Origin of the sequence: Geobacter anodireducens, assembly GCA_001628815.1 — a bacterium.
GTDB lineage: Bacteria > Desulfobacterota > Desulfuromonadia > Geobacterales > Geobacteraceae > Geobacter > Geobacter anodireducens.
Genome location: CP014963.1, coordinates 2277421 through 2301767, shown reverse-complemented (window position 1 = coordinate 2301767; position 24347 = coordinate 2277421). Strand labels below are relative to the sequence as shown.

General features: G+C 61.4%; 19 protein-coding genes and 3 pseudogenes. All 22 read left to right on the top strand.

Annotation, left to right across the window (positions count from 1 at the left end; translation table 11 throughout):
* Nucleotides 1–31: 31 nt before the first annotated feature.
* The 22 genes and pseudogenes from A2G06_10510 to A2G06_10405 all read left to right on the top strand — a co-directional run bounded on the left by A2G06_10510 (nt 32) and on the right by A2G06_10405 (nt 24163).
* Nucleotides 32–508: a transcription elongation factor GreA gene (locus A2G06_10510; protein ID ANA41656.1), complete on the top strand. Its 477-nt coding sequence runs from the start codon at nt 32–34 to the stop codon at nt 506–508.
* A gap of 72 nt (nt 509–580) precedes the next feature.
* Nucleotides 581–778: a disulfide oxidoreductase gene (locus A2G06_10505; GenBank protein ANA40644.1), complete on the top strand. Its 198-nt coding sequence runs from the start codon at nt 581–583 to the stop codon at nt 776–778.
* Nucleotides 779–961: 183 nt separating this feature from the next.
* Nucleotides 962–1993: a cobalamin biosynthesis protein CbiM gene (locus A2G06_10500; protein ANA40643.1), complete on the top strand. Its 1032-nt coding sequence runs from the start codon at nt 962–964 to the stop codon at nt 1991–1993.
* Between the two features lie 27 nt (nt 1994–2020).
* Complete coding sequence (locus A2G06_10495; protein ID ANA40642.1) at nt 2021–2833, top strand: cobalt ECF transporter T component CbiQ; 813 nt, start codon at nt 2021–2023, stop codon at nt 2831–2833.
* A pseudogene (locus A2G06_10490) lies at nt 2830–3578 on the top strand (cobalt ABC transporter ATP-binding protein). Before A2G06_10495 ends, A2G06_10490 begins: the two are co-directional and overlap by 4 nt.
* 23 nt (nt 3579–3601) lie before the next feature.
* A pseudogene (locus A2G06_10485) lies at nt 3602–5193 on the top strand (hypothetical protein).
* Between the two features lie 187 nt (nt 5194–5380).
* On the top strand, nt 5381–5887 hold the full coding sequence (locus A2G06_10480) for a NosL family protein (GenBank protein ANA40641.1): 507 nt from the start codon (nt 5381–5383) through the stop codon (nt 5885–5887).
* Between the two features lie 133 nt (nt 5888–6020).
* Entirely contained in the window at nt 6021–6488 is a 468-nt protein-coding gene (locus tag A2G06_10475) for a cytochrome C (protein ID ANA40640.1), read from the top strand.
* 202 nt (nt 6489–6690) lie between these two features.
* Nucleotides 6691–9033 carry a histidine kinase gene (locus tag A2G06_10470; protein ANA40639.1) on the top strand — a complete coding sequence of 781 codons (2343 nt, stop codon included), beginning with the start codon at nt 6691–6693 and terminating at the stop codon, nt 9031–9033.
* Nucleotides 9034–9051: 18 nt separating this feature from the next.
* On the top strand, nt 9052–9447 hold the full coding sequence (locus A2G06_10465) for a two-component system response regulator (GenBank protein ID ANA40638.1): 396 nt from the start codon (nt 9052–9054) through the stop codon (nt 9445–9447).
* Between the two features lie 145 nt (nt 9448–9592).
* The gene (locus tag A2G06_10460) at nt 9593–11446 is read left to right on the top strand and encodes a chemotaxis protein (protein ID ANA40637.1); all 1854 of its coding nucleotides are present in this window, start codon (nt 9593–9595) and stop codon (nt 11444–11446) included.
* Nucleotides 11447–11462: 16 nt separating this feature from the next.
* Nucleotides 11463–11825, top strand: coding sequence for a sulfate transporter (locus tag A2G06_10455; protein ANA40636.1), 363 nt, complete (start codon nt 11463–11465; stop codon nt 11823–11825).
* Complete coding sequence (locus A2G06_10450) at nt 11825–12190, top strand: two-component system response regulator (GenBank protein ID ANA40635.1); 366 nt, start codon at nt 11825–11827, stop codon at nt 12188–12190. The genes A2G06_10455 and A2G06_10450 overlap by 1 nt, the downstream gene beginning before the upstream one ends.
* Nucleotides 12190–14295, top strand: coding sequence for a chemotaxis protein CheA (locus tag A2G06_10445; protein ID ANA40634.1), 2106 nt, complete (start codon nt 12190–12192; stop codon nt 14293–14295). The genes A2G06_10450 and A2G06_10445 overlap by 1 nt, the downstream gene beginning before the upstream one ends.
* 225 nt (nt 14296–14520) lie before the next feature.
* Nucleotides 14521–14892 carry a hypothetical protein gene (locus tag A2G06_10440; GenBank protein ID ANA41655.1) on the top strand — a complete coding sequence of 124 codons (372 nt, stop codon included), beginning with the start codon at nt 14521–14523 and terminating at the stop codon, nt 14890–14892.
* 23 nt (nt 14893–14915) lie between these two features.
* Nucleotides 14916–16070, top strand: coding sequence for a histidine kinase (locus A2G06_10435; protein ID ANA41654.1), 1155 nt, complete (start codon nt 14916–14918; stop codon nt 16068–16070).
* A 240-nt stretch (nt 16071–16310) separates the two neighbouring features.
* Nucleotides 16311–16961 carry a DNA-binding response regulator gene (locus A2G06_10430; GenBank protein ANA40633.1) on the top strand — a complete coding sequence of 217 codons (651 nt, stop codon included), beginning with the start codon at nt 16311–16313 and terminating at the stop codon, nt 16959–16961.
* Between the two features lie 406 nt (nt 16962–17367).
* Complete coding sequence (locus A2G06_10425) at nt 17368–17595, top strand: hypothetical protein (protein ID ANA40632.1); 228 nt, start codon at nt 17368–17370, stop codon at nt 17593–17595.
* Nucleotides 17596–17599: 4 nt separating this feature from the next.
* A pseudogene (locus A2G06_10420) lies at nt 17600–19844 on the top strand (hybrid sensor histidine kinase/response regulator).
* 251 nt (nt 19845–20095) lie between these two features.
* Nucleotides 20096–21808 (top strand): chemotaxis protein, encoded by a 1713-nt coding sequence (locus tag A2G06_10415; GenBank protein ANA40631.1) that lies wholly within the window; start codon nt 20096–20098, stop codon nt 21806–21808.
* 9 nt (nt 21809–21817) lie between these two features.
* Nucleotides 21818–22312 (top strand): chemotaxis protein CheW, encoded by a 495-nt coding sequence (locus tag A2G06_10410; GenBank protein ANA40630.1) that lies wholly within the window; start codon nt 21818–21820, stop codon nt 22310–22312.
* 363 nt (nt 22313–22675) lie between these two features.
* Nucleotides 22676–24163, top strand: a complete 1488-nt coding sequence (locus A2G06_10405; GenBank protein ID ANA40629.1) for a chemotaxis protein — start codon at nt 22676–22678, stop codon at nt 24161–24163.
* Nucleotides 24164–24347: the final 184 nt, after the last annotated feature.

Below are 24347 nucleotides of genomic sequence, written 5' to 3'. Positions count from 1 at the left end.
TCATTTTGATACGCAGAGGAGCCTGGAGTACATGTCGCACACCATACCGATGACCAAGGAAAGCTACGAGGCGCTCCAGGAAGAGCTCAAGCGCCTGATCCGCGAGGAGCGGCCCCGGGTGATCCAGGACATAGCCGAGGCCCGCAGCCACGGCGACCTGTCGGAAAACGCCGAGTACGATGCGGCCAAAAACCGCCAGGCCTTCATCGAAGGGCGCATCCTGGAACTCCAGGGCAAGCTCGCCCGGGCCTATGTGGTGGACCTGACGGGGATGAAGCCGGACAAGGTGGTGTTCGGGGCCACCGTTACCCTCTACGACACGGCCACCGAAGAAGAAGTCACCTACAAGATCGTGGGCGAAGAAGAGGCCGACATCAAGCTCGGCAAGATTTCCTGCACCTCGCCGGTGGGCAAGGCCCTCATCGGCCACAAACTCGACGACAGCGTCAAGATCAAGGTGCCTTCCGGGCTCAAGGAATACGAAATCATCGACATCAAGTACGTCTGAAGCGCGAGTCTTTAATCGCAGAAATGCTGCCTGCGGGGATTTCCCCGCAACACCTTTGAAAGAGGATCCGACATGACCCAGAAGTTCACGAAAGACATGACCTTTGCCCAGGCCCTCCAGACCCATCCGGGAGTGGCCGGCGTGCTTCGTTCCTACAACCTCGGCTGCATCGGCTGCATGGGTGCCCAGAACGAATCCCTCGAACAGGGCGCCAACGCCCACGGTCTCAATGTGGATGATATTCTCAGGGATCTGAACGCCCTCTCCTGAGGAGCAGCACCATTAATGAAAAAGGGGAGCCCGGGCCGGGCTCCCCTTTTTTTGTGGAGAGAGCTCTCGGGAATATGTATACGCCATAATGCTGTTGACATACCATCCTGTGTCGGTTATTTGTAGCGTGTTACGATGTGCTTGATTGGTGGCACGCGAGTGGTGCCGGAAAGCGGGGACAGCATGCACATGGCGGATGCGCTTATTTCACCGGCAATCGGGGGGGCGCTGTGGGCGGCTACGGCCGGTACCGTTGCCTGGAGCTGCCGCAGGGTGCGGCAGGAGCTCGATGAGCGGAAGGTGCCGCTCATGGGGGTACTCGGCGCATTCGTGTTCGCGGCGCAGATGATCAACTTCACCATTCCGGGGACCGGATCCAGCGGGCACCTGGGGGGGGCATTGCTGCTGGCGGTGCTGCTGGGACCCCACGCAGCGTTTCTGACCATTGCATCGGTACTGGTGGTGCAAGCCCTGTTCTTTGCGGACGGGGGCCTGCTGGCGCTCGGATGCAACATTTTCAATCTCGGCTTCTTTCCCGCATTCATTGCCTACCCCTTTATCTACCGCGTGATTGCGCCTCCCGGCTCGGACCAGGAGCGAGTCACTATGGCATCTCTGGCCGCAGCGGTCGCCGGCCTGCAGCTCGGCGCCTTGGCCGTGGTGCTCCAGACGGTTGCTTCCGGTATTTCGGCGCTTCCCTTCACCTCCTTCGTGCTTCTCATGCAACCGATCCATCTGGCCATCGGCGTGGTGGAGGGGCTCGTCACCGCGGCGGTGATCGGTTTCGTGAGCCGCGTTCATCCCGAGATCACCGGTTTGCGAGGGTTCCTTCCGGAGCGGAGCACCGTTCCCGGCCTCCGGCGGGTGCTGGTGGCCCTGGGGGTGACGGCACTGCTCACCGGCGGCATAGTCTCCTGGTTCGCATCGGAGAACCCCGATGGCCTCGAATGGGCCATCAGCCGGGTTACCGGTTCCGATGAGCTGGCTGCGCCGCCCGATGGCGTCCACGGCGCGGCAGCCTCCTTTCAGGAGAAGATCGCGTTCCTGCCCGACTATTCCTTTTCCGCCCCCGCTGCCCATGATGCCGCCGGCGCTGCCGCTTCGACCGGCAGCGGCCGGCTCGGTACCTCGGTTTCAGGGGTCGTGGGGGGGGTGCTGACTCTCGGGATCGCGTTCCTCATCGGCCTTATTCTGCGCCGCCGCGCGTCTTCATAAGCGGTTCCGCCCTGATCGCCGCCCTCCATGGCTCCCCTTGAATCGGCGCTCCGCGAGCTGAACCGGCTCGACCTCCTCGCAGGCGGAAACTCGGCTGTCCACCGGCTCGATCCCCGGGCAAAGGTGTTCGTCACCCTCGCGTTCATCGTCGCGGTCGTTTCCCTGGGTCGCTATGAGCTGGCGGCCCTTGTCCCCTTTGCGATATTTCCGGTGGCACTGACTGCCTCCGCAGGCCTGCCGGCAACGGCCATCCTCCGGAAGCTGCTGGTGGTCCTCCCCTTTGCCGTGGTGGTGGGATTGTTCAATCCGCTGCTGGACCGGCACCCCTTGCTCACCCTCGGTCCCCTGGTGATTTCCGGGGGATGGATTTCATTCCTGTCCATTATTGTCCGATCAGTCCTTACGGTGGGCGCTGCCGTCGTGCTCGTGGCTGTGACCGGGTTTTCAGGCATCTGCATGGCCCTGGAGCGGTTCGGGGTTCCCCGGCCGTTCGTGGTCCAACTGCTGTTTCTCTATCGATATCTCTTCGTTTTGGGAGACGAGGGGGGACGGATGGTCCGGGCGCGGGAGCTGCGCACCTTTTCCGGTCGGGGGAGGGGGCTGAGGGCCTACTCCGCCCTGGTGGGAAGCCTGCTCCTGCGTACCTGGGACCGGGCCGAGCGGATTCACATGGCCATGCTCTCGCGGGGCTTCAACGGGCAATTCCACGTGCGGCGCGAGGGCCGCATCGGCCGCGCCGAGCTGATCTTTACGGCCGGCTGGTGCGCACTCTTCGTGCTGTTCAGGCTGGTCAACATTCCCCATCTGCTGGGGGTGCTGATAACGGGGGGATATCCATGAGCCATCACATCGTCGAGGTCCGCGACCTCTGTCATTGCTATCCCGACGGCACCGAAGCCCTGCGCGGCATCAGCTTCCGGATCCATCACGCGAGTCGGTGGCGGTGGTGGGGGCGAACGGGGCGGGGAAATCCACTCTGCTGCTGCACCTGAACGGGTATCTCGCGCCCACCCGGGGAGATGTGCGCGTGGGCGATACGCCCGTGGTCCGCACGACGCTTCCCGAGGTGCGCCGGACCGTCGGCATGGTCTTCCAGGATCCCGATGATCAACTCTTCATGCCGACGGTCTTTGACGATGTCGCCTTCGGCCCCCTCAACCTGGGGCTGCCACCGGCAGAGGTGGAGCGCCGGGTCACGGATGCCCTGGAACGGGTCGGCGTCGCACATCTTCGCGACAAGCCCCCCTATCGCCTGTCGGGGGGCGAGAAACGGCGCGTCGCCATTGCGACCGTGCTGTCCATGAGCCCCGACATTCTGGTGCTCGACGAGCCCACCACCGGCCTCGACCCCTATGCCCGCCGCCAGCTCATGGGGCTTCTGCGGGATTTCAGCCACACGAAGATTATTACGTCCCACGACCTGGACATGGTTATGGATCTGTGCGAACGGACCATTGTCCTGCGCGGGGGGAAGGTGGCGGCCGATGGTCCCACCCGCGAGATCTTCGGCAACGATGAACTGCTGGCCGCCTGCCGGCTGGAACGTCCCCTGTCGATGCAGGGGTGTCCGGTGTGCGGCCGTTGATCCGGTAACTGCGGGAGGATTGCATGAAACGTATGGTCATTGGCATTGCTGCCTCTGTTGCCCTTGGTTCTGCGCCATGGGCACTGGCGGCCGATGATGCGAGAACGGAGGCACGCACTTGCCGCCAGATTGCGGAATTGACCCGCAAATACGACACCGGCCGAACGCTTCCTGGCGACATGGCCGTTGAAGGGCAGCCGTGCCTCAGGAGCGAGGCTGCCGACTGCCTGTTCGGTGTCCTCGAAAACGTGCTCGCGAAGTGTCGGGCAGAGGGCAAGGATTCGCTCGCTCCCGAGGAGCGGGCCTTGATTCTCCGCCTCAGGGAAGAGCTCGACGCCGAGCTGGAGAGCCGGCACGGTTACCACACGCTGCGGGAGGAAGTCGAAGCCATGCTCGCCAAGCCCGACCTGTACGATTATGAATACCGGCTCGGCATGAATGGGTTTGTCAGGGGAGAAGGTGCCGGCTCTTTCCGGCTCCCCGAGTTCGGCCAGGCACCCGGGCACGCTGAAGGGCGCTTCCTCTATCGCGTCAAGCCGTACCTTTTCTGGCATCCGGTGGCATGGCTCGATCTCCACGCCGAGGGACAGGGGTACGGCTTCAGCGGGGGGAGCCAGGATTACGGCAAGATTTCCCTCTACCAGGGCTTTGCGAGGTCCTCTGCCCCCTCCGGGACGGGAATTCCCTCAAGGCCGGCCGTCAGGAGCTTGTCTACGGCAGCTCCTTCATGCTGGGGAGCGATTCGTTCTACAAGGGACTCGTCTATGATGCCGTGCGGTTGCGGATAACTCCTCTGACACCGCTGACGGTCGACATCTTCGGCGGCTGGTATGCCTCCCCCTGGTCCGACGGCACAGAAGGTGGCCTTGCCGGGGGTTATGCCACATGGAACATCAGCGACGGTACCGGCCTGGAATTCTATGGATTTCGCGATAGCGGCTCCACTGAGCGTCATGACGGGGCGCATCGCAATTCCTTCGGCCTCAGGGCCACGGCCAAGCTCGGCTCCGCCAGTATTGAAATCGAACCGGTCTGGCAGACGGGACGCCTGTTCAACGGTGATGATGCCAATGAAAGCATCAGGGCCTGGGGTGGCCATGCCGATATCATGATCGACACTGATCTCGGAGGGATCGGCAACCATTTCTTTGCCGGCGTCGCCTATGGCTCGGGAAGCCGTGATGCGGCCCTCGGCGTGAGCGGCAGGAAGGAGTTTCTGAATCAGGCCACCGACTCGTCTCTCACTGGCGATATGAACGTGGTCGGTGATCTGTCGGGGCTGGATGTCGGTGATTATCACGCCAGCGGGCTCCAGGTTTACACGCTCGGCTGGGGAGTCGATCTGACCGGGGAGTTGAGCCTGACAGCCACTGGCCGCTATTTTCTGGCCAACTACGTGCCCGACGGGTTCAGTCGCCGGATCGGCCTGGAAACCGATTTCACCCTGACGTACGCAGTTTCTGACGCGCTATCGATCATTGCCGGCTACGACAGGTTCTTTACCGGCAGATTTTTCAGCGACGCCTCGGGGAGCAATGGGGACATCCACTACGGGTATCTCATGTTCCAGTTCGATCTGTCCCACACGAAACCGAAGCAGGCCCGCGGCAGATAACGGGACGGCCATCCCGCCGGTGCACAGTGGTCACGGAGAGAACAGCGGGGCCGGTCGGGGAGCTGCATAAAACTTCTTGAAGTTTATCCTGTAGTGTACGTATTCTTGTGGGGCAATGCCGTCTGGTCCCCTGGGCCTCGCGCGGCATTGCACCAACCGGCACAAACGCACGAGAAAGGGTACTGTCATGAACATGAGATACTTCGCATCTGCCATGCTCGTTGTTGCGGGAGTTTTTCTTGCGTCCGTCCGTCCGGCGGTTGCGGGACAGGGCCATCACGGGCACGGCGGAGCCGTGGAGTCGTCGACCGCCGCACCTGCCGATGCCGTGGAGTATCCCGATTGCGCCCACTGCGGCATGGACCGGGCGAAGTTCGCCCACAGCAGGATGCTGATCGTCTACCACGACGGTGAAAAGGTGGCCACCTGCAGCATCCGTTGCGTCGCACTGGACCTGAAGGACAAGAAAAACAAGCCCGTGGCGTCGTTTCAGGTGGGCGACCTCACGAACGGCACGCTGATCGACGCCGGAAAGGCCCATTGGGTCATCGGTGGCGCCCGGCGCGGGGTCATGACCAAGACCCCCAAGTGGGCCTTTGCCGACAAGGGGGCCGCCGAGGCGTTCATTGCCCGGCACGGCGGCACGTCCGCCACCTTTGCCGAAGCGCTCAAGGCGGCTACGGACGAGCTGTGATGAAGAAACCAGCGGGATTTTTCCGCAACACGCAGAGCTTGTTCGCAACCAGGCGTTGCTGTTCCGCACCCGTTTCGGGGGCGGATTTTGCGCGGCAGTTTGTTGCGGACACGCTCCGAAACCGGAGGAATTGATGAAAGGCATTGCATGGGCGGCGGCCCTCCTGTGGGTTGCGGCCGCGGCAACGGCGCACGCCGCCGGCGCGTCGCTGCCGAAGGGCTACGAGAAGTGGGACATGAGCAAGGAAAAGGTGATAGCCGACAAGAATTCCCTGTTTTACGGCATTCACAATATTTACGTGGACAAGAAGGCCATGGCGGCCTATCGGAAGGGCGGTCCCTATCCTGAGGGAAGCCGGTTCGTGGTGGTCCAGCACAGCATCAAGGATGCGGGGGGCAAGCCGACCAAGGGAAAACGGAACATGATCGTCCTCATGACCAAGGATAAAAAGCAGACCGCAACCGGCGGCTGGCTCTTTGCCGGCTTTACTGCCGAAGGGAAGCCCTCCGGCGTGGACACGGTCAAGAATTGCTACGAGTGCCATCTCAAAGAGGCCGGGAGTCGTGACTTGGTCATATCACGGTACGCTGATTTCAGATAGCACCTCACGGCATGGGAGGAACCAACGCCGCGGATTTCCGCGGCGTTTTCTTTTTTTGCCGCGGGTCGCCGTGGGCAGGGCAGGGACGGGCTCCGGACATTTTTTCAGAAAACTCTCAACTATTCAGTGTGGGGGACGATAAGCTGACATAGCAGTGTATGCAAACGCTCTGAGCACCAATCCCGGCTTTCGGAGAGCTCTAATGGTCGGCAGTCTGGCAACCTTTCTGAAAAAGAGCGCTGCATCGGTGCTGGGAGTGCCAGGTGCGCTGCTTTCCCGACTGCTGCCCCGAGACGCGGCCGAACCGGCGGATTTTCGCTGCGGGTCCGGCTATCGCGGGCTGTTCGAGCATGCGCTCGACGGCATATTCATCATGGATGCCGAAGGACGCTACCTTGACGTCAATCCTGCCATCTGCTCCGCAACCGGCTACACCAGAGAGGAATTCCTTGCCCTGGTTTGGGGCGTGCTCAGCAGAGGGATCGATTCCGAATGGGCTGCGTCGTCCCTGGCGCGGATAGCCGGCGGCGAGCCCCTGCGGGAAGAGCGGACCGTCTGGACCCGCAACGGAGATCAACTGACAGTGGAACTTTCGGCTCACCTGCTGCCGGACGGCACGATTTTCGGGATCGTGCGGGACGTATCCGAGCGCAGGCGGATGGAAGAGGCGCTGCGTTCCACCAGCGAATTCCTTGACACGATACTCGATGAAACCCCGCTGCCGATCTACATTACGTCCGTGGACGGAACGCTCCGGCTTGCCAACAACGCCTGGGAGCGGGAGACGGGCATCCCCCGCAACGTTGCCGTTGGCCGCCGCCTGAACGAAATATTTCCAGCCGCTGTGTGTGCCCAGTTCTCCGAGCTCAATCGCAGTGTTGCCGAAACAAATGCCATTGTCGTCCTTGATGAATCCCTTGATCTCGGTGCAGGAGCGCGGGTGTTCCACACGGTCAGATTTCCCCTCAGGGATGCCGCCGGGGTCGTGGTCAATGTTGGCGGGATATCGATCGATATCACCGACCGCACAAAGATGGAGGGCGATCTGAGGGCCGCCCATGCGGCTGCTGTCGACTCTTCCCGGGCCAAGATCGATTTCCTGGCCAACATGAGCCACGAGATCCGGACCCCCATGAACGGCGTGATCGGCACCCTGGAACTCCTGAGGGAAACCGTGCTGGACCCCAGGCAGCGGGAGTACACCGAGATAGCCCGCGAGTCGGCTGAGAGCATGTTGGCAGTAATCAACATGGTCCTCGACTACTCGAAGATCGAATCGCGGCAACTGGTGCTCGAATCGGTTCCTTTTGCCATCCGGGAGGCCGTCGAGCGGACCGTCAAGCCCTTCAGGGCCGTTGCGGCGCGCAAAGGAGTCATGGTGGCGGTCGATATGCCGCCTCACTTGCCGGAGACGGTGGTGGGGGACCCGGTGCGCTTTTCGCAGATCGTGGCAAACCTGGTGGGCAATGCCGTCAAATTCACCGAGCAGGGGGCCGTTACCGTCCAGTTGGGAGCAGCCGCTGCCGGCGACAGCCGGTTTGACGTCAGTTGCTCGGTCGGAGACACCGGCCCCGGCATTCCCCCTGAAAAGCTCGACACGATCTTCGAGCCCTTTGTCCAGGCCGATGGCTCCACCACCCGCATCCACGGGGGGACCGGCCTGGGCCTCGCCATTGTCCGCCGACTGGTGGAGGCCATGGATGGGGCGATCTCCGTTGCGAGCGAGCCTGGCACGGGGAGCACCTTTTCCTTTTCGGTCAGTCTGCGCGGCGCGCCGGACGCCATCGCCTCCCCGCAGCCTGTGGCCGGCTGGGCGGTGGCGGAGAAATCTGTTGCGGTCCGGCCCCTGTCGGTGCTCCTGGTCGACGATAGCGCGGTCAGCCGCAAAGTTGTTTCTCTGCTGCTTGAAAGCGACGGCCACAGGGTCAGCTTTGCCGGAGACGGCGCCGGTGCCCTGGCCGTGCTCGGCCGGGAGGCATTTGATATCGTGCTGATGGATGTCCAGATGCCGGTCATGGACGGCTTTGAAACCATGAGGGCCATCCGCGCGCGCGAAACGGCAGGGGGAGGGCGGCTCCCGATCATTGCGCTGACCGCGCGCGCCCTGGTTGGCGACCGGGAGCTCTGCCTGGAGGCAGGAGCCGACGACTACCTGGCCAAGCCGGTGAACTTCGGCGAATTGAGGCGGGTCATCAGTCGCCATGGCTGCCGCGGGACCACGCCGTCGGCGCCGCCTGCGGAGATCAGGCCCGATGCAAGCGGCGGAGCTCAGCCGGCTGCACTGTCCGGAGGGCTGATGGACGAACTGGGCGCATCCGTGGGTGATCGGGACGAGCATGCGGTGGAACGCTGCACGCGCATGCTGAAACGGGAAGCTGCCCATCTTGGCAGGAACGGGCTTGTTGATGAGGTATTTCGACTGCAGCTCGCCTCGCGGCGGGGCGATTGGGAGCGGGTGGACGAGTTGCTCGGCGTTGTGGCCGCACTGCTGCCGGCACCGGCTCGTGCATGCGATCCGTCGGAAGCGGGACGGGGTAATGATTGATGTGGAAAGGAGATGTTAATGAAGACGCTTATTGTTGAGGATGATTTCATTTCGCGCAAAATCATGAAGGAGCTTCTTGCCTCGCTCGGTGAGTGCGATATCGCCACCGACGGGGAGGAGGCGGTCCAGGCGTTCCGGCTGGCCCTTGATGAGCACCGCCCCTATGATCTCGTCTGCATGGATATCATGATGCCCAACATGGACGGCCACGAGGCCCTGGAGCAAATCCGCGAGATAGAGCGGGGGCTGGGGCTTAACGGCGCCCAGGAGGTCAAGGTCATCATGACAACTGCCCTGGACGATCCGAAGAACGTGGTGGAGGCATTCTATCGCGGCGGGGCCACCTCGTATCTGGTCAAGCCGATCACCAAGCAGCGCCTGATGAAGGAGATCAGGAGCCACGGCCTGCTCTGAGCAGCCGGGCCGGCGCGGTGCCTATCAGGAATTTCCTGATTCGGATTCGCTAAAGTAATCCCAGAATTTGTCGATACGGTAAACAGTTAGTTAAAACGGTGGCTTAGGGCTCCCGGCTCGAGGGGGTCCAGAGAGGCTCAACACAGTGGCTTTTGACGTGTTTCGCAGGTTCAGGCAGGATGGGGCAAAGGCGGGATGTCCGCCGGGAGGAGCGCCGGCGGTTGCTGTGGACGACACCCTGCTGCAGGAGTTGCAGGTCTGGAAGGAATGCCTCACGAATGCCGGCGAGCGGCTGCGGCAGGTCACCGGCTCGACCGAGGAGGAATTTCTTGCCGTAGGTGCCCGGCTCCACGAGTTTTACAGCCGTGCGGGCGATATCGAGCGAATGACCCGCGGCGTGGCAGAGAGCGTTCTCGGTGACGAGTTCAGTGGCGACATGGACGCGCTGTCCGCGATTCTCGACCGGATCGCCACGTATCTTGGCCAGGCCGACAGCCAGACCGAGCAACTGACCCGGACGCTCAGGTCGGTCCTCGAACTGATCGACCGGGTTGACACTCCACTGGAAGGTTTCAGGAAGATCATCAAGAATCTCCACATGCTCAGCACCGCCGTCAAGATCGAAAGCGCGCGGCTCGGCGAGGGGGCTGCCGGATTCAACACCCTTGCCGGGGACGTCGAGCGGCTGTCGGTTTCCATCAAAGACAAGTCGGCAAGGATCCTTGGGGAAAAGGACTCGCTCGGCCAGGTCATCACCGCCACCCTTGAAAGCATCTCCCGCATCGAGGCGGGCCAGCACGAAGATGTCTGCCGGATCATCTCCGAGACTGGAGAGAACCTGGGTGCGCTCAGCACGCTCCATGCCCGCTGTTCCGACGTGGCCAACAATGTGGCCACCCTGTCGGCCGAGATAGCCGACAGCATCGGCGAAGTGGTCACGTCGCTCCAGTTCCACGACATTACCCGCCAGCAGATCGAGCATGTCAATGAAGCATTGGAAGATGTCGTCCGCCATCTGGCCCGGCCCGGCGACAATCCCCGGGAGGATGTGGCCGAGGCGGCCGAGGTCTGCGATCTTCAACTGGCGCAGCTCCTCCATTCTCGGGACGAACTCGTGTCGGCGGTGGAGAGGATCATCATCAATCTGCGCGACATCGTGGCGAAAGAGACTCGCATGTCCGAGGAGACCCGCGGCATTACCGGCAGCGCCGACCAGACGGGGCACTCGTTTTTCGCCAGGATGGAAGAGGAAATGGCCAGCGTGACCCGGGTCCTCTCCGATAATGTGCGCGCCAAGCGCGACACGGCTTCGGCCATGATGCAGGTGGTCAATTCGGTGAACGACATTTCCGCCTTTGTGACCGACATTGAAGAAATTGGGACCGAAATCGAGCTGATTGCCCTCAATTCGCAGGTGAAAGCGGCCAATACCGGCGACGGTGGCGCGGCCCTCGGGGTCCTTGCCGAGGCGATCCAGCACCTGTCGGTGGATGCCCGCACCCGCACGGGCGACGTCTCGGCCACCCTGCGCGAGGTTACCGAGGTCACCGGCCGCCTCGTCCGGGAAGTGGATGCCGACGTGAGCTCCAGAACCGATGAGATCGAAAGCCTGCTGGTGGAACTCAAGCGGCTGCTCGGCTCGGTGGAGACCATCAACAGCCGGCTGGTCGGACTGCTTGCGGATATGGACAGCGCGGTGGGGAGCCTTTCGTGCGACATCGAGGCTGCCACCAGCGGTCTTTCGGTCCACGACACCGCCGGTGCCCTGCTCGGCGAGGTGGCGGAGGCCATCGAGGAAACGCTGCGCCACATGCGCCGGACGGTCCCTGCTGCGGCCCGGCGCGGCAACGGCGGCAAGCTGCTGGACCTGGCCCAGCGGTATACCATGCACAGCGAGCGTACCGTGCACCACCGGGTGGTCGGTGGCGCCCCGTCGGTCTCGGCAGGGGGGCCCCCGTCTTCGGGCGATGGCCTCGGCGATAACGTGGAGCTGTTTTAGCCAGTGAGGAGATATCATGAACGGACTGACGATTAAGCGGAGACAAGGGGGGGATTCGGGTGAGCGATGCATCCTCTGTATCGGGGGTGACCTGACCATACCCTTTGCCGGCGAATTCAGGGGAGCGCTGCTCGAAGCCTTGGACCAGGCCGCTTCGGTGGAGGTGGACGTGAGCGGGGTGAGCACCGTGGATATCACCGGCCTGCAACTGCTCTGTTCGGCCCACCGTGCCGCCTGCACGAGACAAAAGGGGTTTTTCCTCACGGGAAGGGATAACCCCGTTTTCGTGGAATCGGTCGGCCTTGCCGGGTTCGAGCGGCACGTGGGCTGTTCGCGTGATGCCGGCAAGAACTGTATCTGGATCGGAGGGGATGAGTAATGGCCAAGACTATCATGACGGTTGACGATTCCGCCAGCGTACGCCAGATGGTGAGTTTCACCCTCAAGCAGAACGGCTATGACGTGGTGGAGGCCGTCGACGGCAAGGATGCCCTTGCCAAGCTCGCCGGTACCAGGGTCGACATGGTGATCACCGACCTCAACATGCCGAACCTGGATGGTATCGGGCTTATCAAGGGGGTAAGGGCAAACCCCTCCTACCGGTTCACTCCCATCGTCATGCTCACCACCGAATCACAGGAAAGCCGGAAGCAGGAAGGCAAGGCCGCCGGTGCCACCGGCTGGATCGTCAAGCCCTTCAAGCCCGAGCAACTGGTGGCGGTGGTCAGGAAGGTGCTCGGCTAATGGACGCCCATCGGCAGGCTTACAGGGAAGAGGCCTACGAGCTGCTCTCCGAGTTGGAGAGCTCGCTCCTGGAGTTGGAAGAGAACCCGGACGACATGGACCTCATCGGCCGCGTGTTCCGGGCCATGCACACCATCAAGGGGTCCGGCGCCATGTTCGGCTTCGAGGATATCGCCACCTTCACCCACGAAGTGGAGACGGTCTTCGACAAGGTCCGCAACGGCCAGATGACGGTGACTCGCGACCTGGTGAACCTGACCCTCAGGGCGCGGGACCTTGTCAAGGGGATGCTCGATGTCTCGGAGGGGGGCGATCCGGTGGAGGGGCGCGAAGCGGAAGAGGTTATTGCCGGGCTCCGGGCACTGGTTCCCGCTCCCGAGGTGAGGGATCCCCTGCCGGTGGAGATGGTGCACGCCCCCCCTGGCGCCGAGGGTAAGGATGATGTGGCGGTGACGTACCGCATCCGGTTCATCCCTGTTCCGGAAATAACCGCCAACGGCACCAACCCGCTCCTCCTGCTGGCGGAACTGCGCCAGCTCGGCGCATGCCGGGTCGTGGCCCAGATGGAGCGTGTGCCGGCACTGGAAGAGGGCAATCCCGAGTTTTGCTACGTGTATTGGGACGTGATCCTCACCAGCAGGCGTGGGGTCGATGCCATCCGCGACGTGTTCATCTTCATCGAGGACGACTGCGAGCTTAAGATCGACGTGATCGACGACGGCGGCATCCTCGACACCGATGCCGACTACAAGAAGCTCGGCATCATCCTGGCCGAGCGGGGGGACCTGACGCGGCAGGACATGGAAGCGATCCTGGCACGCCAGAAGCGTTTCGGCGAACTGCTGGTGGAGCAGGGTATCCTGCAGCCCGAGAAGGTCGAGTCGGCCCTGATCGAACAGCAGCACGTGAAGGAGGTCCGCAAGGAACGCCAGGCCCAGGAAAGCGCTTCCAGCATCCGGGTGCCGGCCGAGAAGCTCGACATCCTCGTGAACCTGGTGGGCGAGCTCGTGACGGTGCAGGCCAGGCTCTCGCAGACCGCCGCCGGCCGCGGCGATGCCCTCCTCGACACCATTGCCGAAGAAGTGGAGCGCCTTACCAACGAACTGCGCGACACGGCCCTGAACATCCGGATGCTTCCCATCGGCACCACGTTCAGCAAGTTCAAGCGGCTGGTCCGCGACCTGTCGGTGGAACTTGGCAAGGACATCGAACTGACCACCGCCGGTGCCGAAACCGAACTGGACAAGACGGTCATCGAAAAACTGAACGATCCCCTGGTCCACCTGATACGCAATTCCATCGACCACGGCATCGAGATGCCCGAGGACCGCGAGGCCGCCGGCAAGCCCCGGCAGGGCACCGTCCACCTTGCCGCGGTCCATTCGGGAGACAGTGTCCTCATCACCATTACCGACGATGGTGCCGGCCTCGACAAGGAGGCGATCCGAGCCAAGGGGCTCGAGCGTGGTCTCGTCACCACCGGTGCCGAGTTGTCGGATAAGGAGATCTACAACCTGATCTTCGCTCCCGGCTTCTCCACGGCAAGGAAAGTCACCAGCGTCTCGGGGCGCGGTGTAGGCATGGACGTGGTGAAGAAGGCCATCGACGCCCTGCGCGGCACCATCGACATCACCAGCGAACGGGGGAAGGGGAGTACCATCACGATCAAGCTTCCGCTGACCCTGGCGATCATCGAAAGCCTGCTGGTCAAGATCGGCACCGACTGCTTCGTCATGCCGCTCTCCATCGTGGAGGAGTGCATCGAGCTCACCCGCGAGGATGTGGCCAATGCCCACGGCCGCAACCTGGCCAACGTCCGTGACCAGATAATTCCCTACATTCCCTTGCGCGAGCGCTTCCGTATTCCCGGCGAGCTTCCGGAAATCGAGCAGATCGTCATCACGTCCATCCAGGGGAGCCGGATCGGCTTCGTGGTCGACGATGTGATCGGCGAACACCAGACCGTCATCAAGTCCCTGGGCAAGATGTACAAGGATGTGAAGGGGCTTTCTGGCGCGACAATCCTCGGGGACGGCTCCGTGGCCCTTATTCTGGATGTTCCCCATCTGGTGCGCGAGGTGGAACGGGAGCAGGCCGCGGGGTAGCAGGATGGTGCTCTGCCGGCAGTGTCTGTAATGCAATGGTAAACGGCGATGCCGCGGTAAAACGCGGCATTTTTCTCCTGTTCGGGGAGCCGGGGGCAAAGCGGGCAGTTGTCCGCAGGAAATTTGCACGGGCCCCGAGGTAATAGGTTGTGAAACGGGCAAGAGTAGGGTTTAATGGGCAGCAACAGGCACATCTATTCCTTCCGCCGGAGTCCGGGCCATTTCATGAAACATATTCTGGTCATTGATGACGACGAACAGGTTCGAACCCTCGTGGGCAGGTTCATTTCCGGAGCGGGTTTCGCCGTGGAAATGGCAGACAACGGCGTTACCGGACTTGCTGCCATGAGACGGGCGCCGGCAGACGTGGTGATTACCGACATCATCATGCCTGAAAAGGAAGGTGTGGAAACCATCATGGAGTTGCGGCGCGATTTCCCGGACGCGAAAATCATCGCCATGTCGGGCGGCTCTCCCCAGATGCAACCTGATCTCCCCCTGCGGCTCGCCAGAACCCTGGGTGCCGACCGTATCCTCCACAAGCCCTTCACCCGTGATGCGCTGCTCAATCTGGTGAACGAGCTCACTTCTTCCTGATTCGAGTGATCAAGGACGTTTCCGTGTTTGGCACAACCATCCTGGCACTGGCCTTTGCTCTGCTCTATCTGCGCCGCTGGCAACAGCTCAAGCGCGAGGTTGCCTTGCGCATCGAGGCTGAGCGGCTGTTCCGGGAAACGCTGGAACACATCAAGCTCCTGGCGATTCAACTCGATACGCACGGCAACCTGGTTTTCTGCAACGACTATTTTCTCCAGATCGTGGGATGGGAGCGACGGGAAGTGATCGGCGTCAACTGGTTCGACCGTTTCGTCCCCCCTGACCAGAAAACGGTCAAGCGGATATTCTACTCGTCCCTCGAGTCGGGAAACATGCCGGTACACGTTCAGAACGACATTGTCACCTGTGGCGGCAAGCGGCTGTTCATCTCCTGGACCAATACGGTCATCCGCGACAGCTCGGGAGCCATTATCGGCACCATGAGCATCGGCGACGACATTACCGAGCGCACCAAGGCCGAAAACGCGCTGCTCAACTATCAGGAAGAGTTCAGAAACCTGGCTGCCGAACTGTCGTTGGCCGAGGAGCGCGAGCGTCGCCGGCTCTCCACCGACCTGCACGATCTCATCGGCCAGACCCTGGCCTTTGCCAAGATCCGCGCCCATTCGCTCAGGGAGCATGTGGCGGATGACGGCCTGACGCAGTTGGCAGAGCTCACCGGGCTCCTTGACCAGTCGATCCAGGATGTCCGCTCTCTTATTTTCCAGATCAGCCCGCCGATTCTCTACGAGGTGGGGCTTGAAGCCGCCCTAGAATGGCTGGGAGAGAATTTTCAGGACAACCACGGGTTTCGCGTCACGTTCAGTGACGACAACACGCTCAAGCCCCTGAGGGAGGAGATCAAGGTTACCCTGTTCCAGGTGGTGCGCGAGGTGCTCATCAACGCGACGAAGCATGCCTCACCCGATACGGTGCACATCGACATCCGCGGTATCGGCGAATCCGTCCGCATAACGGTCAGGGACGACGGCCGGGGATTCGACGTGGCAAAGGCTGCCCAGAAATCAAGGGATAGGTCGGGTGCCGGATTCGGCCTCTTCAATATTCGCCAGCGGATCGAGCGCCTGGGGGGCTCGCTGGCGATCGAATCGACCCCGGGGTCAGGGACCATGGTAACCGTCGTAGCGCCCCTTGAACGTGCCCGTGATGACCGTTGATACATATAATTAAAAACGATATTGTAACAAGCCGGTGCATTGAAGTATACATACACTGATGCCGGGAACTTGGCCATGCCTGGTGTTCCAACGGGTCGCGACTTGGGGTATGACGGATATGGCCGGCGGTTGGGGTGCGCCGCAGGCATGGCGCCGGCAATGGTGCGAGCGACCGGCCGGAGACAGCGTGAAGTCGGGAGCGATTGGCCGCGGGCAGTTCTGGGGGAGTGAGGTTGCCGAGTGGGGATACGGGTAGTAATTGTCGACGATCACAAGATCATGCGCGAGGGGCTCAAGTCTCTCCTTACGCGGGAGATGGACATCCAGGTGGTCGGGGAGGCCGACAACGGCCGGGCCGCCACCCAGTGCGTCAGGGATCTTGATCCGGACGTGGTGCTCATGGACCTTACCATGCCGGAAATGAACGGCATTGATGCGACCCGGCGCATTGCCGCCGATTATCCCTCGGTCAGGGTTCTCGCCCTTTCCATGCATTCGGACCGCCGCTTCATCGAAGAGGCGCTTTCGGCGGGCGCCCAGGGGTTTCTGCTCAAGGACTGCGCCTTTGACGAACTGGTGAATGCCATCCACGAAGTGGTTGCCGACCGGTTTTACCTCAGCCCCCGCATTACCGGCGTCGTGGTCAAGGACTATCTCGGCCGGCGCGGCCGACCCGAGTCCGCTTCCTCCATCCGCCTCACGCCCCGCGAACGGGAGGTGCTCCAGCTCATTGCCGAGGGCAAGAACACCAAGGAAGTGGCCTTCTCCCTCGATGTCAGCGTCAAGACCGTAGAATCCCAGCGCATGCAGATCATGCGCAAGCTCAAGACGAACAGCATCGCCGACCTGACCAAATTCGCCATCCGCGAAGGGCTCACCACCCTCGACTGAACGCCAGTCTCCCTGCTCCGTTCACGGCGCTTCGAGCCGGAGCAGCAGGTTCCGCCGTTGCCGTTACGGCGGCATTGCCTTCTCCCCTCCCGTTGCACATCACCGGCAGTTCTTCCATCAAATACGCATGTCAGGTAATTCGCCGGCTGTTGTCAGGATAATCCTGATAGTGCCCCGGGGCGTGTAAACCGATTCAATCTTAAGGGGGGAGACTTCCTGGGTTTCGAATTCAAGGCGTTCCATACCCTCTGCAATCGGAACGTTCCGTGCCGGTGGAGCCGGCATCCTGACAAGGAACGGGGCGTCCCTCTGTCATGACTCCATCCGTCGGTTCCCATCTGGCCGGCGGATGGAGTCTTTTGTCGTTGCTGGTGCGGGCATGGACTCCTGACGTTTGGCATTCCCTGTGCTAAACGCCAAATCTCCGACCACGATCGAGGATGACGAGGCACTGTTCGAGTCGCTCGCCAGCGGCAGGGTCGAGACCCTCATCTCCGTTCGGTGCCCCCTGTATCTCAATCCCAACAGAAAGCACGCGGCACTGGTCCCGGCCATGGCTGACCCTCTCCGCCGGATGAAGCGGGACGGGTCGATCAGGCGGATCATGATTTCGGTCCTCGGAACCGCAGACTAACCCGATGTCAGCAGAAACCTCCCCACATACCCTCGGTAAACGGCTGTTCCGCCAGACACTTTTGCTGGCCCTGGCTCTCAGCGTCGTGTTCTCGGCTGTTTTTACCGTTGCCGAGTACTACCGCAGCAACCGTTGCCGAGTACTACCGCAGCAAGGCTTCCCTCAACGAATCCGTGGAGCTTCTGAAAAAGACCCACCTGGACGCCATCACCGCCGCCCTCTGGAGTCTCGACCACCAGCAGATGGCGGCCCAGATCGACGGGCTGCACCACTACCCATTCGTCAGCTACGTGGCCGTGGTCGATCAGGGAAGGATCGTCGTCGAAGCCGGAACCAGGAGCGATTTGTTCGGCGATGTCCGCAGGATAGATCTCGCGGCGACCTATAACGGCCATCAGATGCCCCTGGGGTATCTCCATCTGGAAATCGACCGCCAGGCCATCATGCGCGATGCCCTGTCCACCGCGGCCGTAACCCTGCTGTTCCAGACCCTGACCATCACCATCGTGATGCTTTTCGCCTTCATGCTCTTCGAGCGCCAGGTCACCCGGCACCTGGCTGCTGCGGCCGACTACTTCACCTCCTTCGGCCTCGCCCAGGTACAGCAGCCCCTTCAATTGGACAAGACCTGCCATGGGGATGAGATCGACGCCCTGGTGGAGGCATTCAACCGGATGCGGGAATCCCTTGCCGTCGCCTATCAGCAGCAGCAGGGCATGCTCCAGGCCGTGCGCGAGAGCGAGGCGTTGCTGCGGGCGATCGCCCACAGGATACCGAACGGCGGAGTGTGGGTGGTTGCCGCTGATGTCCGCTACATCATGTTTGAGGGAAGTCTCGTGGAAACCCTTGGCCTGAGTGGCCAAGAGACGCTGGGGCGCATGCCGGGCGAGCTGTTCGGAGAGCATCTTGCCGGCCGGCTGGAGAGCTGTTATCGCCTGGCGCTTGCAGGCGAGACCCTGAGCGAGGAAATCGAGTACCAGGAGCGCGTGCTGTGGGTCCAGTTCGCTCCCCTTGCGGACGAAAACGGGGTGGTGATGGCCGCCATGGCCCTCGGCATCGACGTGACCGAGCGGCGGCAGATCGAGGCGGAGCGGCGGGACATGCTGCAGCGGCTGGGCCAGGCCCACAAGATGGAGGCCATCGGCCGGCTGGCCGGAGGGATTGCCCACGACTACAACAACAAGCTCACGGTGATTCTCGGCTACGCCCACGTGCTCAGGCTCACTGGTCTCCAGGGCAAGGATGCGCCCGAACAGCTCAACCAGATAATCAAGGCGGCCGAGCATTCCCGCGACATCACCCGCCAATTGCTGGCATTTACCCGCAGCGAGCGGGTCAATCCCGTCAGGGTCGACCTCGACCGGCTCATCTCCCAGAGCAGCAAATCCCTCAGCCGCCTGATCGGAGAGGATATCACCCTCAGCCATGTGGCCGGCGCGGATCTCTGGCCGGTGCGGATCGATCCGACCCAGGCCGATCAGATCCTCATGAATCTGGTGATGAACGCCCGCGACGCCATAGCGGGCAACGGCAGCGTCACCATCGCGACCCAGAACATCGTGCTCGACAAGGGAACGGCGGGGCACCTGCAAGGCGCATCGCCGGGAGAATACGTCCTGATGACCGTGAGTGACACGGGTTGTGGCATGGACCCCGAGGTTATGGAGCATATCTTCGAACCTTTTTTCACGACCAAGGAAATGGGGAAGGGAACCGGTCTCGGACTTGCCACGGTTTACGGGATCGTACGTCAGAATGGCGGTGCCGTCAGCGTTGAGAGCGCGCCGGGCGGAGGATCGGCCTTTTTCATCTATTTGCCCCGTTTTGTGGGAGAGACGCCCGAAACCCGCAGGCCAGGAGAGGGCGGCATCCTTCCCGCAAGGACCACGCTCCTGGTGGATGACGACGCTGCCGTGCGGGATGTCACCGCGCTGATGCTGCGGCGGCTCGGGCATACCGTGATAACCGCAACCAGCCCCGGCGAGGCGATACGTCTCTGTCAACAGCCCGGCATTGTCGTCGATCTGATCCTCACGGATGTCATCATGCCGTCCATGAACGGCCGGGAGATGGTCCGGGCCATTCTACCCCATCAGAAAGCGGCCCGAGTGCTCTACATGTCCGGCTACCCGGCGGACGCCGTTGAAGGGCGCGGCGCGGTGGACGCCGATGCGCCCCTCCTCCGCAAGCCCTTTGCCCTGGACGTGCTGAGAGAGCATATAGGCCAGATCATGTCCGCCGTCCACTGACCATTGTTGTTTCTGCCACGGCCCCGCCACGTTCATATTCGCCACCCCCTCGCGCAGACTTTCATCCCCCCTTGCGCACACTTGCCGTTATTCTGGAGTTGATAAAAATGGTGTAATGAATCGGTATAGGGGATTGGGAGGCGGGTTGTCAGGGATTTCCCTATACTCCTGAAAACCGTTCTCCCGATAGATATATCAAAGCAGTCAAAGTCCATGTGTTGGTACGTTGAGTCAAAGCAAAGGAGGATGATATGACATGGTTTTACAATTTGAAGATTGCATCAAAGCTGATACTGGGTTTTTCTCTTGTTACGCTGATAGCTTGCATCATTGGCGTAATAGGGATAACAAAAATCATGCAAATAGAAAAAGCCGATACAGAGATGTACGAGCTCAACGCAAAACCGATGGGTCCCATTTTGACCACTGCTGTGGCATTTCAAAGAATAAGGGTAAACTATCGAGAAATAGCTTTGGAGCAGACACATGAAGGCAAGGTAAAGTTTTCTAACAGGATTGAAGAACTGCATAAAATAATAGATGACAATCTCCCTGAAATCGAAAAGTCTCTCAAATCAGATGAGACAAAGAAGGCCTACGCGGATATCAAGACCGAATTGGCGAAGTTTGTCCCTCATCTTGACAAAATTGTGGCACTGGCAATGGATGGGAAGAACGATCAGGCCATTGCCTATATGAGGAGCGATGCCGTCGCCGGGCTTGCCCGGTCAGTGGACGATTCGATCCAGAAGCTCGCTGATCTGAAAATCGATCTGGCAAAGAAGAAATCCGAGAGCAATACCGCCGCCGCCAAGGCCGCGGTCGCCATGACGGGCATCATCCTTGTGATTGGTGTGGCCCTGGCGGTCGGACTCGGCATATTCCTTTCCCGCATCATCAGCCGCCCGCTCAGATCGGCCGTGGATGTGTCGAACCGCCTGTCTGAAGGGGATCTGACCGTAACGATCGAGGCAACGAGCAAGGACGAAACGGGCCAACTGCTGGCGGCCATGCACAACATGGTTGAGAAGCTGAAGGGAGTGGTAGCTGACGTGAAGAGCGCAGCGGACAACGTGGCCGCCGGCAGCCAGGAGCTCTCCTCCAGCTCCGAGGAAATGAGCCAGGGTGCCACCGAGCAGGCTGCTGCTGCCGAAGAAGCCTCCAGCTCCATGGAACAGATGAGCTCCAACATCCGGCAGAACGCCGACAACGCCACCCAGACCGAAAAGATCGCCCTCAAGAGCGCCGCCGACGCCAAACAGGGTGGCACGGCCGTGGCCGAAACCGTCGTGGCCATGAAGGAAATCGCCTCCAAGATCTCGATCATCGAAGAGATCGCCCGCCAGACGAACCTGCTGGCCCTGAACGCGGCCATCGAAGCGGCCCGTGCCGGCGAGCACGGCAAAGGGTTCGCCGTGGTAGCGGCCGAAGTCAGAAAGCTTGCCGAGCGGAGCCAGAAGGCGGCAGGCGAGATCAGCGAGTTGTCTGCCTCAAGCGTTCAGGTAGCGGAAGAAGCCGGCGAGATGCTGACGCGGATCGTGCCGGACATCCAGCGGACCGCGGAACTGGTGCAGGAGATCAGCGCCGCGTGCAAAGAGCAGGACACGGGCGCTGAGCAGATCAACAAAGCGATCCAGCAGCTTGACCAGGTGATCCAGCAGAACGCCAGCGCCAGCGAAGAGATGGCCTCCACCAGCGAAGGACTGGCCAGCCAGGCCGAACAACTGCAGGAAACAATCGCCTTCTTCAAGACCGGCGAACAAGGGGGTCTGGTGCGCAAGTCCGCAGTCGTGCGCCAGTTCGCGGCCAAGAAAAAGGCAGTCACTCCCCATCTGGGCCAGGGTTCCTCCAACGGCTACCACGCCAACGGCTATCACGGAGAATCCAAGAAAGTCGCAGCAGGCGGCGGGGTGGATCTGAACCTGGCCAACGATCACCTGGACGACCAGTTCGAGAAATTCTAGGAGAGAGCGATGGCACACGCAGACACAACAGAAACGCAGCAGTACCTGACCTTCACCCTTGCCGGGGAAGTATTTGCGGTGGACGTGGCCAAGGTGCGGGAGATACTGGAATGGAACAGCATCACCAAGGTTCCGCAGACGCCCGGATTCATGCGCGGGGTGATCAACCTGCGCGGGAGCGTAGTGCCGGTAATCGACTTGCGGCAGAAGTTCGGGATGCCTGAAACCGAGCGCAGCATCGACACGTGCATCATCGTAGTCGAGGTGGAGACGGCAATGGAGACGCTGGTACTGGGGATGCTTGCCGACTCGGTGCAGGAGGTGTTCGAGCTGGAGAGAGGAAACATCGAGCCTGCGCCCCGGATCGGGACGAAGTTGGACACCTCGTTCCTGAAGGGCATGGGGAAACGCGGCGATACGTTCCTGATCATTCTGGACATCGACCGGGTGTTCGGGGAGGACGATCTGGCCGGGCTGGCCGCGGCAGGGGAGGCGGCTGCGTAACAGAGATAATCAAGAGCAGGAATGACACAAGGGCGCTCCGGGGAATCGGGGCGCCCTTGTGTTTGGATGACGTGGCAACGGGGTTTCACGCCGTCGCCATCATGACCGTAGGTATCAGGAAATTCCTGATGTCCGGTACAGGTTGGCGTCAGCACTCCGTGCGGGGAATTGCGGAACATGTTTTTATAGATCTAATGATGGCACCGGGTTACGGCCGGGGTGCTCGGCAGCTCGTTCCCGGGTATGGTATACGCGGTTATAAAACTGCTGTTGGTTTGAAGGCGTCGCGCAATCGCCGCTAAAGATGGGTCGCGGCCTGTCGAAAGGTATTCATAGCACATTGTGAATGTTCGGGAGGTACGCATGGGATTACGCAGCATGACCATCCGGTGGAAGCTCATAGCCATGACCGCGGTCATCGTTGTCCTGACGGCAACGGTTATCACCGCCATCTGTCTTGCGCGGTTCAGGGCCGATCTGATGAGAGTCGCCACGGTTTCCCAGGAAACGCGGATCAAGACCCTCTGGGAACTGCTCCGCCAGAAGGGATCCAACGCCCGGATCGACAACGGCAGGCTCATGGTCGGCGAGTACGTGGTGAACGACAACTTCGAGATACCCGACAAGGTGAAGGATCTCTGCGGCGGGACGGCAACCATCTTCATGGGCGATCTGCGGGTCTCCACCAACGTCAAGAAGGAGGACGGCAGCCGCGCCATCGGCACGAAACTCCAGGGGCCCGCCTATGATGCCATTTTCAAGGAAGGGAAACCTTACCGCGGCGAGGCGAAGATTCTCGGCGTCCCCTACTTTACGTCCTATGATCCGCTTCGGGACGCGAGCGGTTCGATCATCGGCGTGCTGTACGTCGGCGTGAAGAAAAGCGAGTTTTTCGAATCCTACGAACGCCTCAAGCTGATCATCGTTGGCAGCGCAGTGGGCACGGTCCTGCTGGCGTGTCTTGTGGCCGGGTTCGTGTCGGGGCGGCTCGTGCGCCCGCTGCGCGACGCAGTTGCCACCGTGGACCGGCTGGCCACCGGCGATCTTTCCGTTGCCATTGAAGCGACGGAGACGGATGAGATCGGTCGCCTGCTTGCCGCCATGGGCAATATGGTGGACAAGCTCAGGAAGGTGGTCACCAGCGTCAAGTCCGCGTCGGACAACGTTGCCGCCGGTGCCCGCGAACTGTCCGTAAGCGCCGAGGAGATGAGCGAGGGGGCCACCGAGCAGGCGGCAGCGGCAGAGCAGGCGTCCGGCAACATGGAGGAGATGAGCGTCACTATCAGGCATACTGCCGATAATGCGGTTCAGACCGAGAAAATAGCCGGCAAGAGCGCCGAGGATGCCCGCGAGGGCGGGGAGGCGGTGGCCGAGACCGTATCTGCCATGAAGGTTATCGCCGGCAAGACAGCGATCATCGAAGAGATCGCCCGCCAGACGAACCTGCTGGCCCTGAACGCGGCCATTGAGGCGGCCCGGGCCGGCGAGCACGGCAAGGGGTTCGCGGTGGTGGCCTCCGAGGTGCGCAAGCTGGCCGAGCGGAGCCAGAAAGCAGCGGGCGAGATCGGCGAGCTCTCCGCATCCAGCGTGCGAGTCGCGGAGAAGGCGGGAGAGATGCTCGCCCGCATCATCCCCGATATTCAGCGGACCGCGGAACTGGTGCAGGAGATCAGCGCTGCGTGCAAGGAGCAGGACTCGGGCGCGGATCAGATCAACCGGGCCATCCGGAAACTGGACAACGTGATCCAGCAGAACGCCTCCACCAGCGAGGAAATGGCTTCCACCAGCGAAGAACTGGCCAGCCAGGCCGAACAGCTCCAGGCAACCATCGCCTTTTTTAAGGTTTCATAGTCCTCTCGGGCAGAGAGGGGGATACTCTGCGGTGCGAGTTGCTGTTCCGCAACTGTCTGTATGTCCTGTTGTTAGACCAATTGCTTTGTCTGGTGGGCCCCTTCGCTAAAGTTTTTCCTCAAGGTTTTACTGGCTAAACCGATATATGCAATGAAATGTGGGGAATGGGGGCGTCCTGGAGATG

What these genes read in the sequence shown, in the direction of transcription:
- A2G06_10510 (ANA41656.1), top strand. Translation starts at nt 32, where the DNA reads ATGTCGCACACCATACCGATGACCAAGGAAAGCTACGAGGCGCTCCAG.
- A2G06_10505 (ANA40644.1), top strand. Translation starts at nt 581, where the DNA reads ATGACCCAGAAGTTCACGAAAGACATGACCTTTGCCCAGGCCCTCCAG.
- A2G06_10500 (ANA40643.1), top strand. Translation starts at nt 962, where the DNA reads ATGCACATGGCGGATGCGCTTATTTCACCGGCAATCGGGGGGGCGCTG.
- A2G06_10495 (ANA40642.1), top strand. Translation starts at nt 2,021, where the DNA reads ATGGCTCCCCTTGAATCGGCGCTCCGCGAGCTGAACCGGCTCGACCTC.
- A2G06_10480 (ANA40641.1), top strand. Translation starts at nt 5,381, where the DNA reads ATGAACATGAGATACTTCGCATCTGCCATGCTCGTTGTTGCGGGAGTT.
- A2G06_10475 (ANA40640.1), top strand. Translation starts at nt 6,021, where the DNA reads ATGAAAGGCATTGCATGGGCGGCGGCCCTCCTGTGGGTTGCGGCCGCG.
- A2G06_10470 (ANA40639.1), top strand. Translation starts at nt 6,691, where the DNA reads ATGGTCGGCAGTCTGGCAACCTTTCTGAAAAAGAGCGCTGCATCGGTG.
- A2G06_10465 (ANA40638.1), top strand. Translation starts at nt 9,052, where the DNA reads ATGAAGACGCTTATTGTTGAGGATGATTTCATTTCGCGCAAAATCATG.
- A2G06_10455 (ANA40636.1), top strand. Translation starts at nt 11,463, where the DNA reads ATGAACGGACTGACGATTAAGCGGAGACAAGGGGGGGATTCGGGTGAG.
- A2G06_10450 (ANA40635.1), top strand. Translation starts at nt 11,825, where the DNA reads ATGGCCAAGACTATCATGACGGTTGACGATTCCGCCAGCGTACGCCAG.
- A2G06_10445 (ANA40634.1), top strand. Translation starts at nt 12,190, where the DNA reads ATGGACGCCCATCGGCAGGCTTACAGGGAAGAGGCCTACGAGCTGCTC.
- A2G06_10440 (ANA41655.1), top strand. Translation starts at nt 14,521, where the DNA reads ATGAAACATATTCTGGTCATTGATGACGACGAACAGGTTCGAACCCTC.
- A2G06_10415 (ANA40631.1), top strand. Translation starts at nt 20,096, where the DNA reads ATGACATGGTTTTACAATTTGAAGATTGCATCAAAGCTGATACTGGGT.
- A2G06_10410 (ANA40630.1), top strand. Translation starts at nt 21,818, where the DNA reads ATGGCACACGCAGACACAACAGAAACGCAGCAGTACCTGACCTTCACC.
- A2G06_10405 (ANA40629.1), top strand. Translation starts at nt 22,676, where the DNA reads ATGGGATTACGCAGCATGACCATCCGGTGGAAGCTCATAGCCATGACC.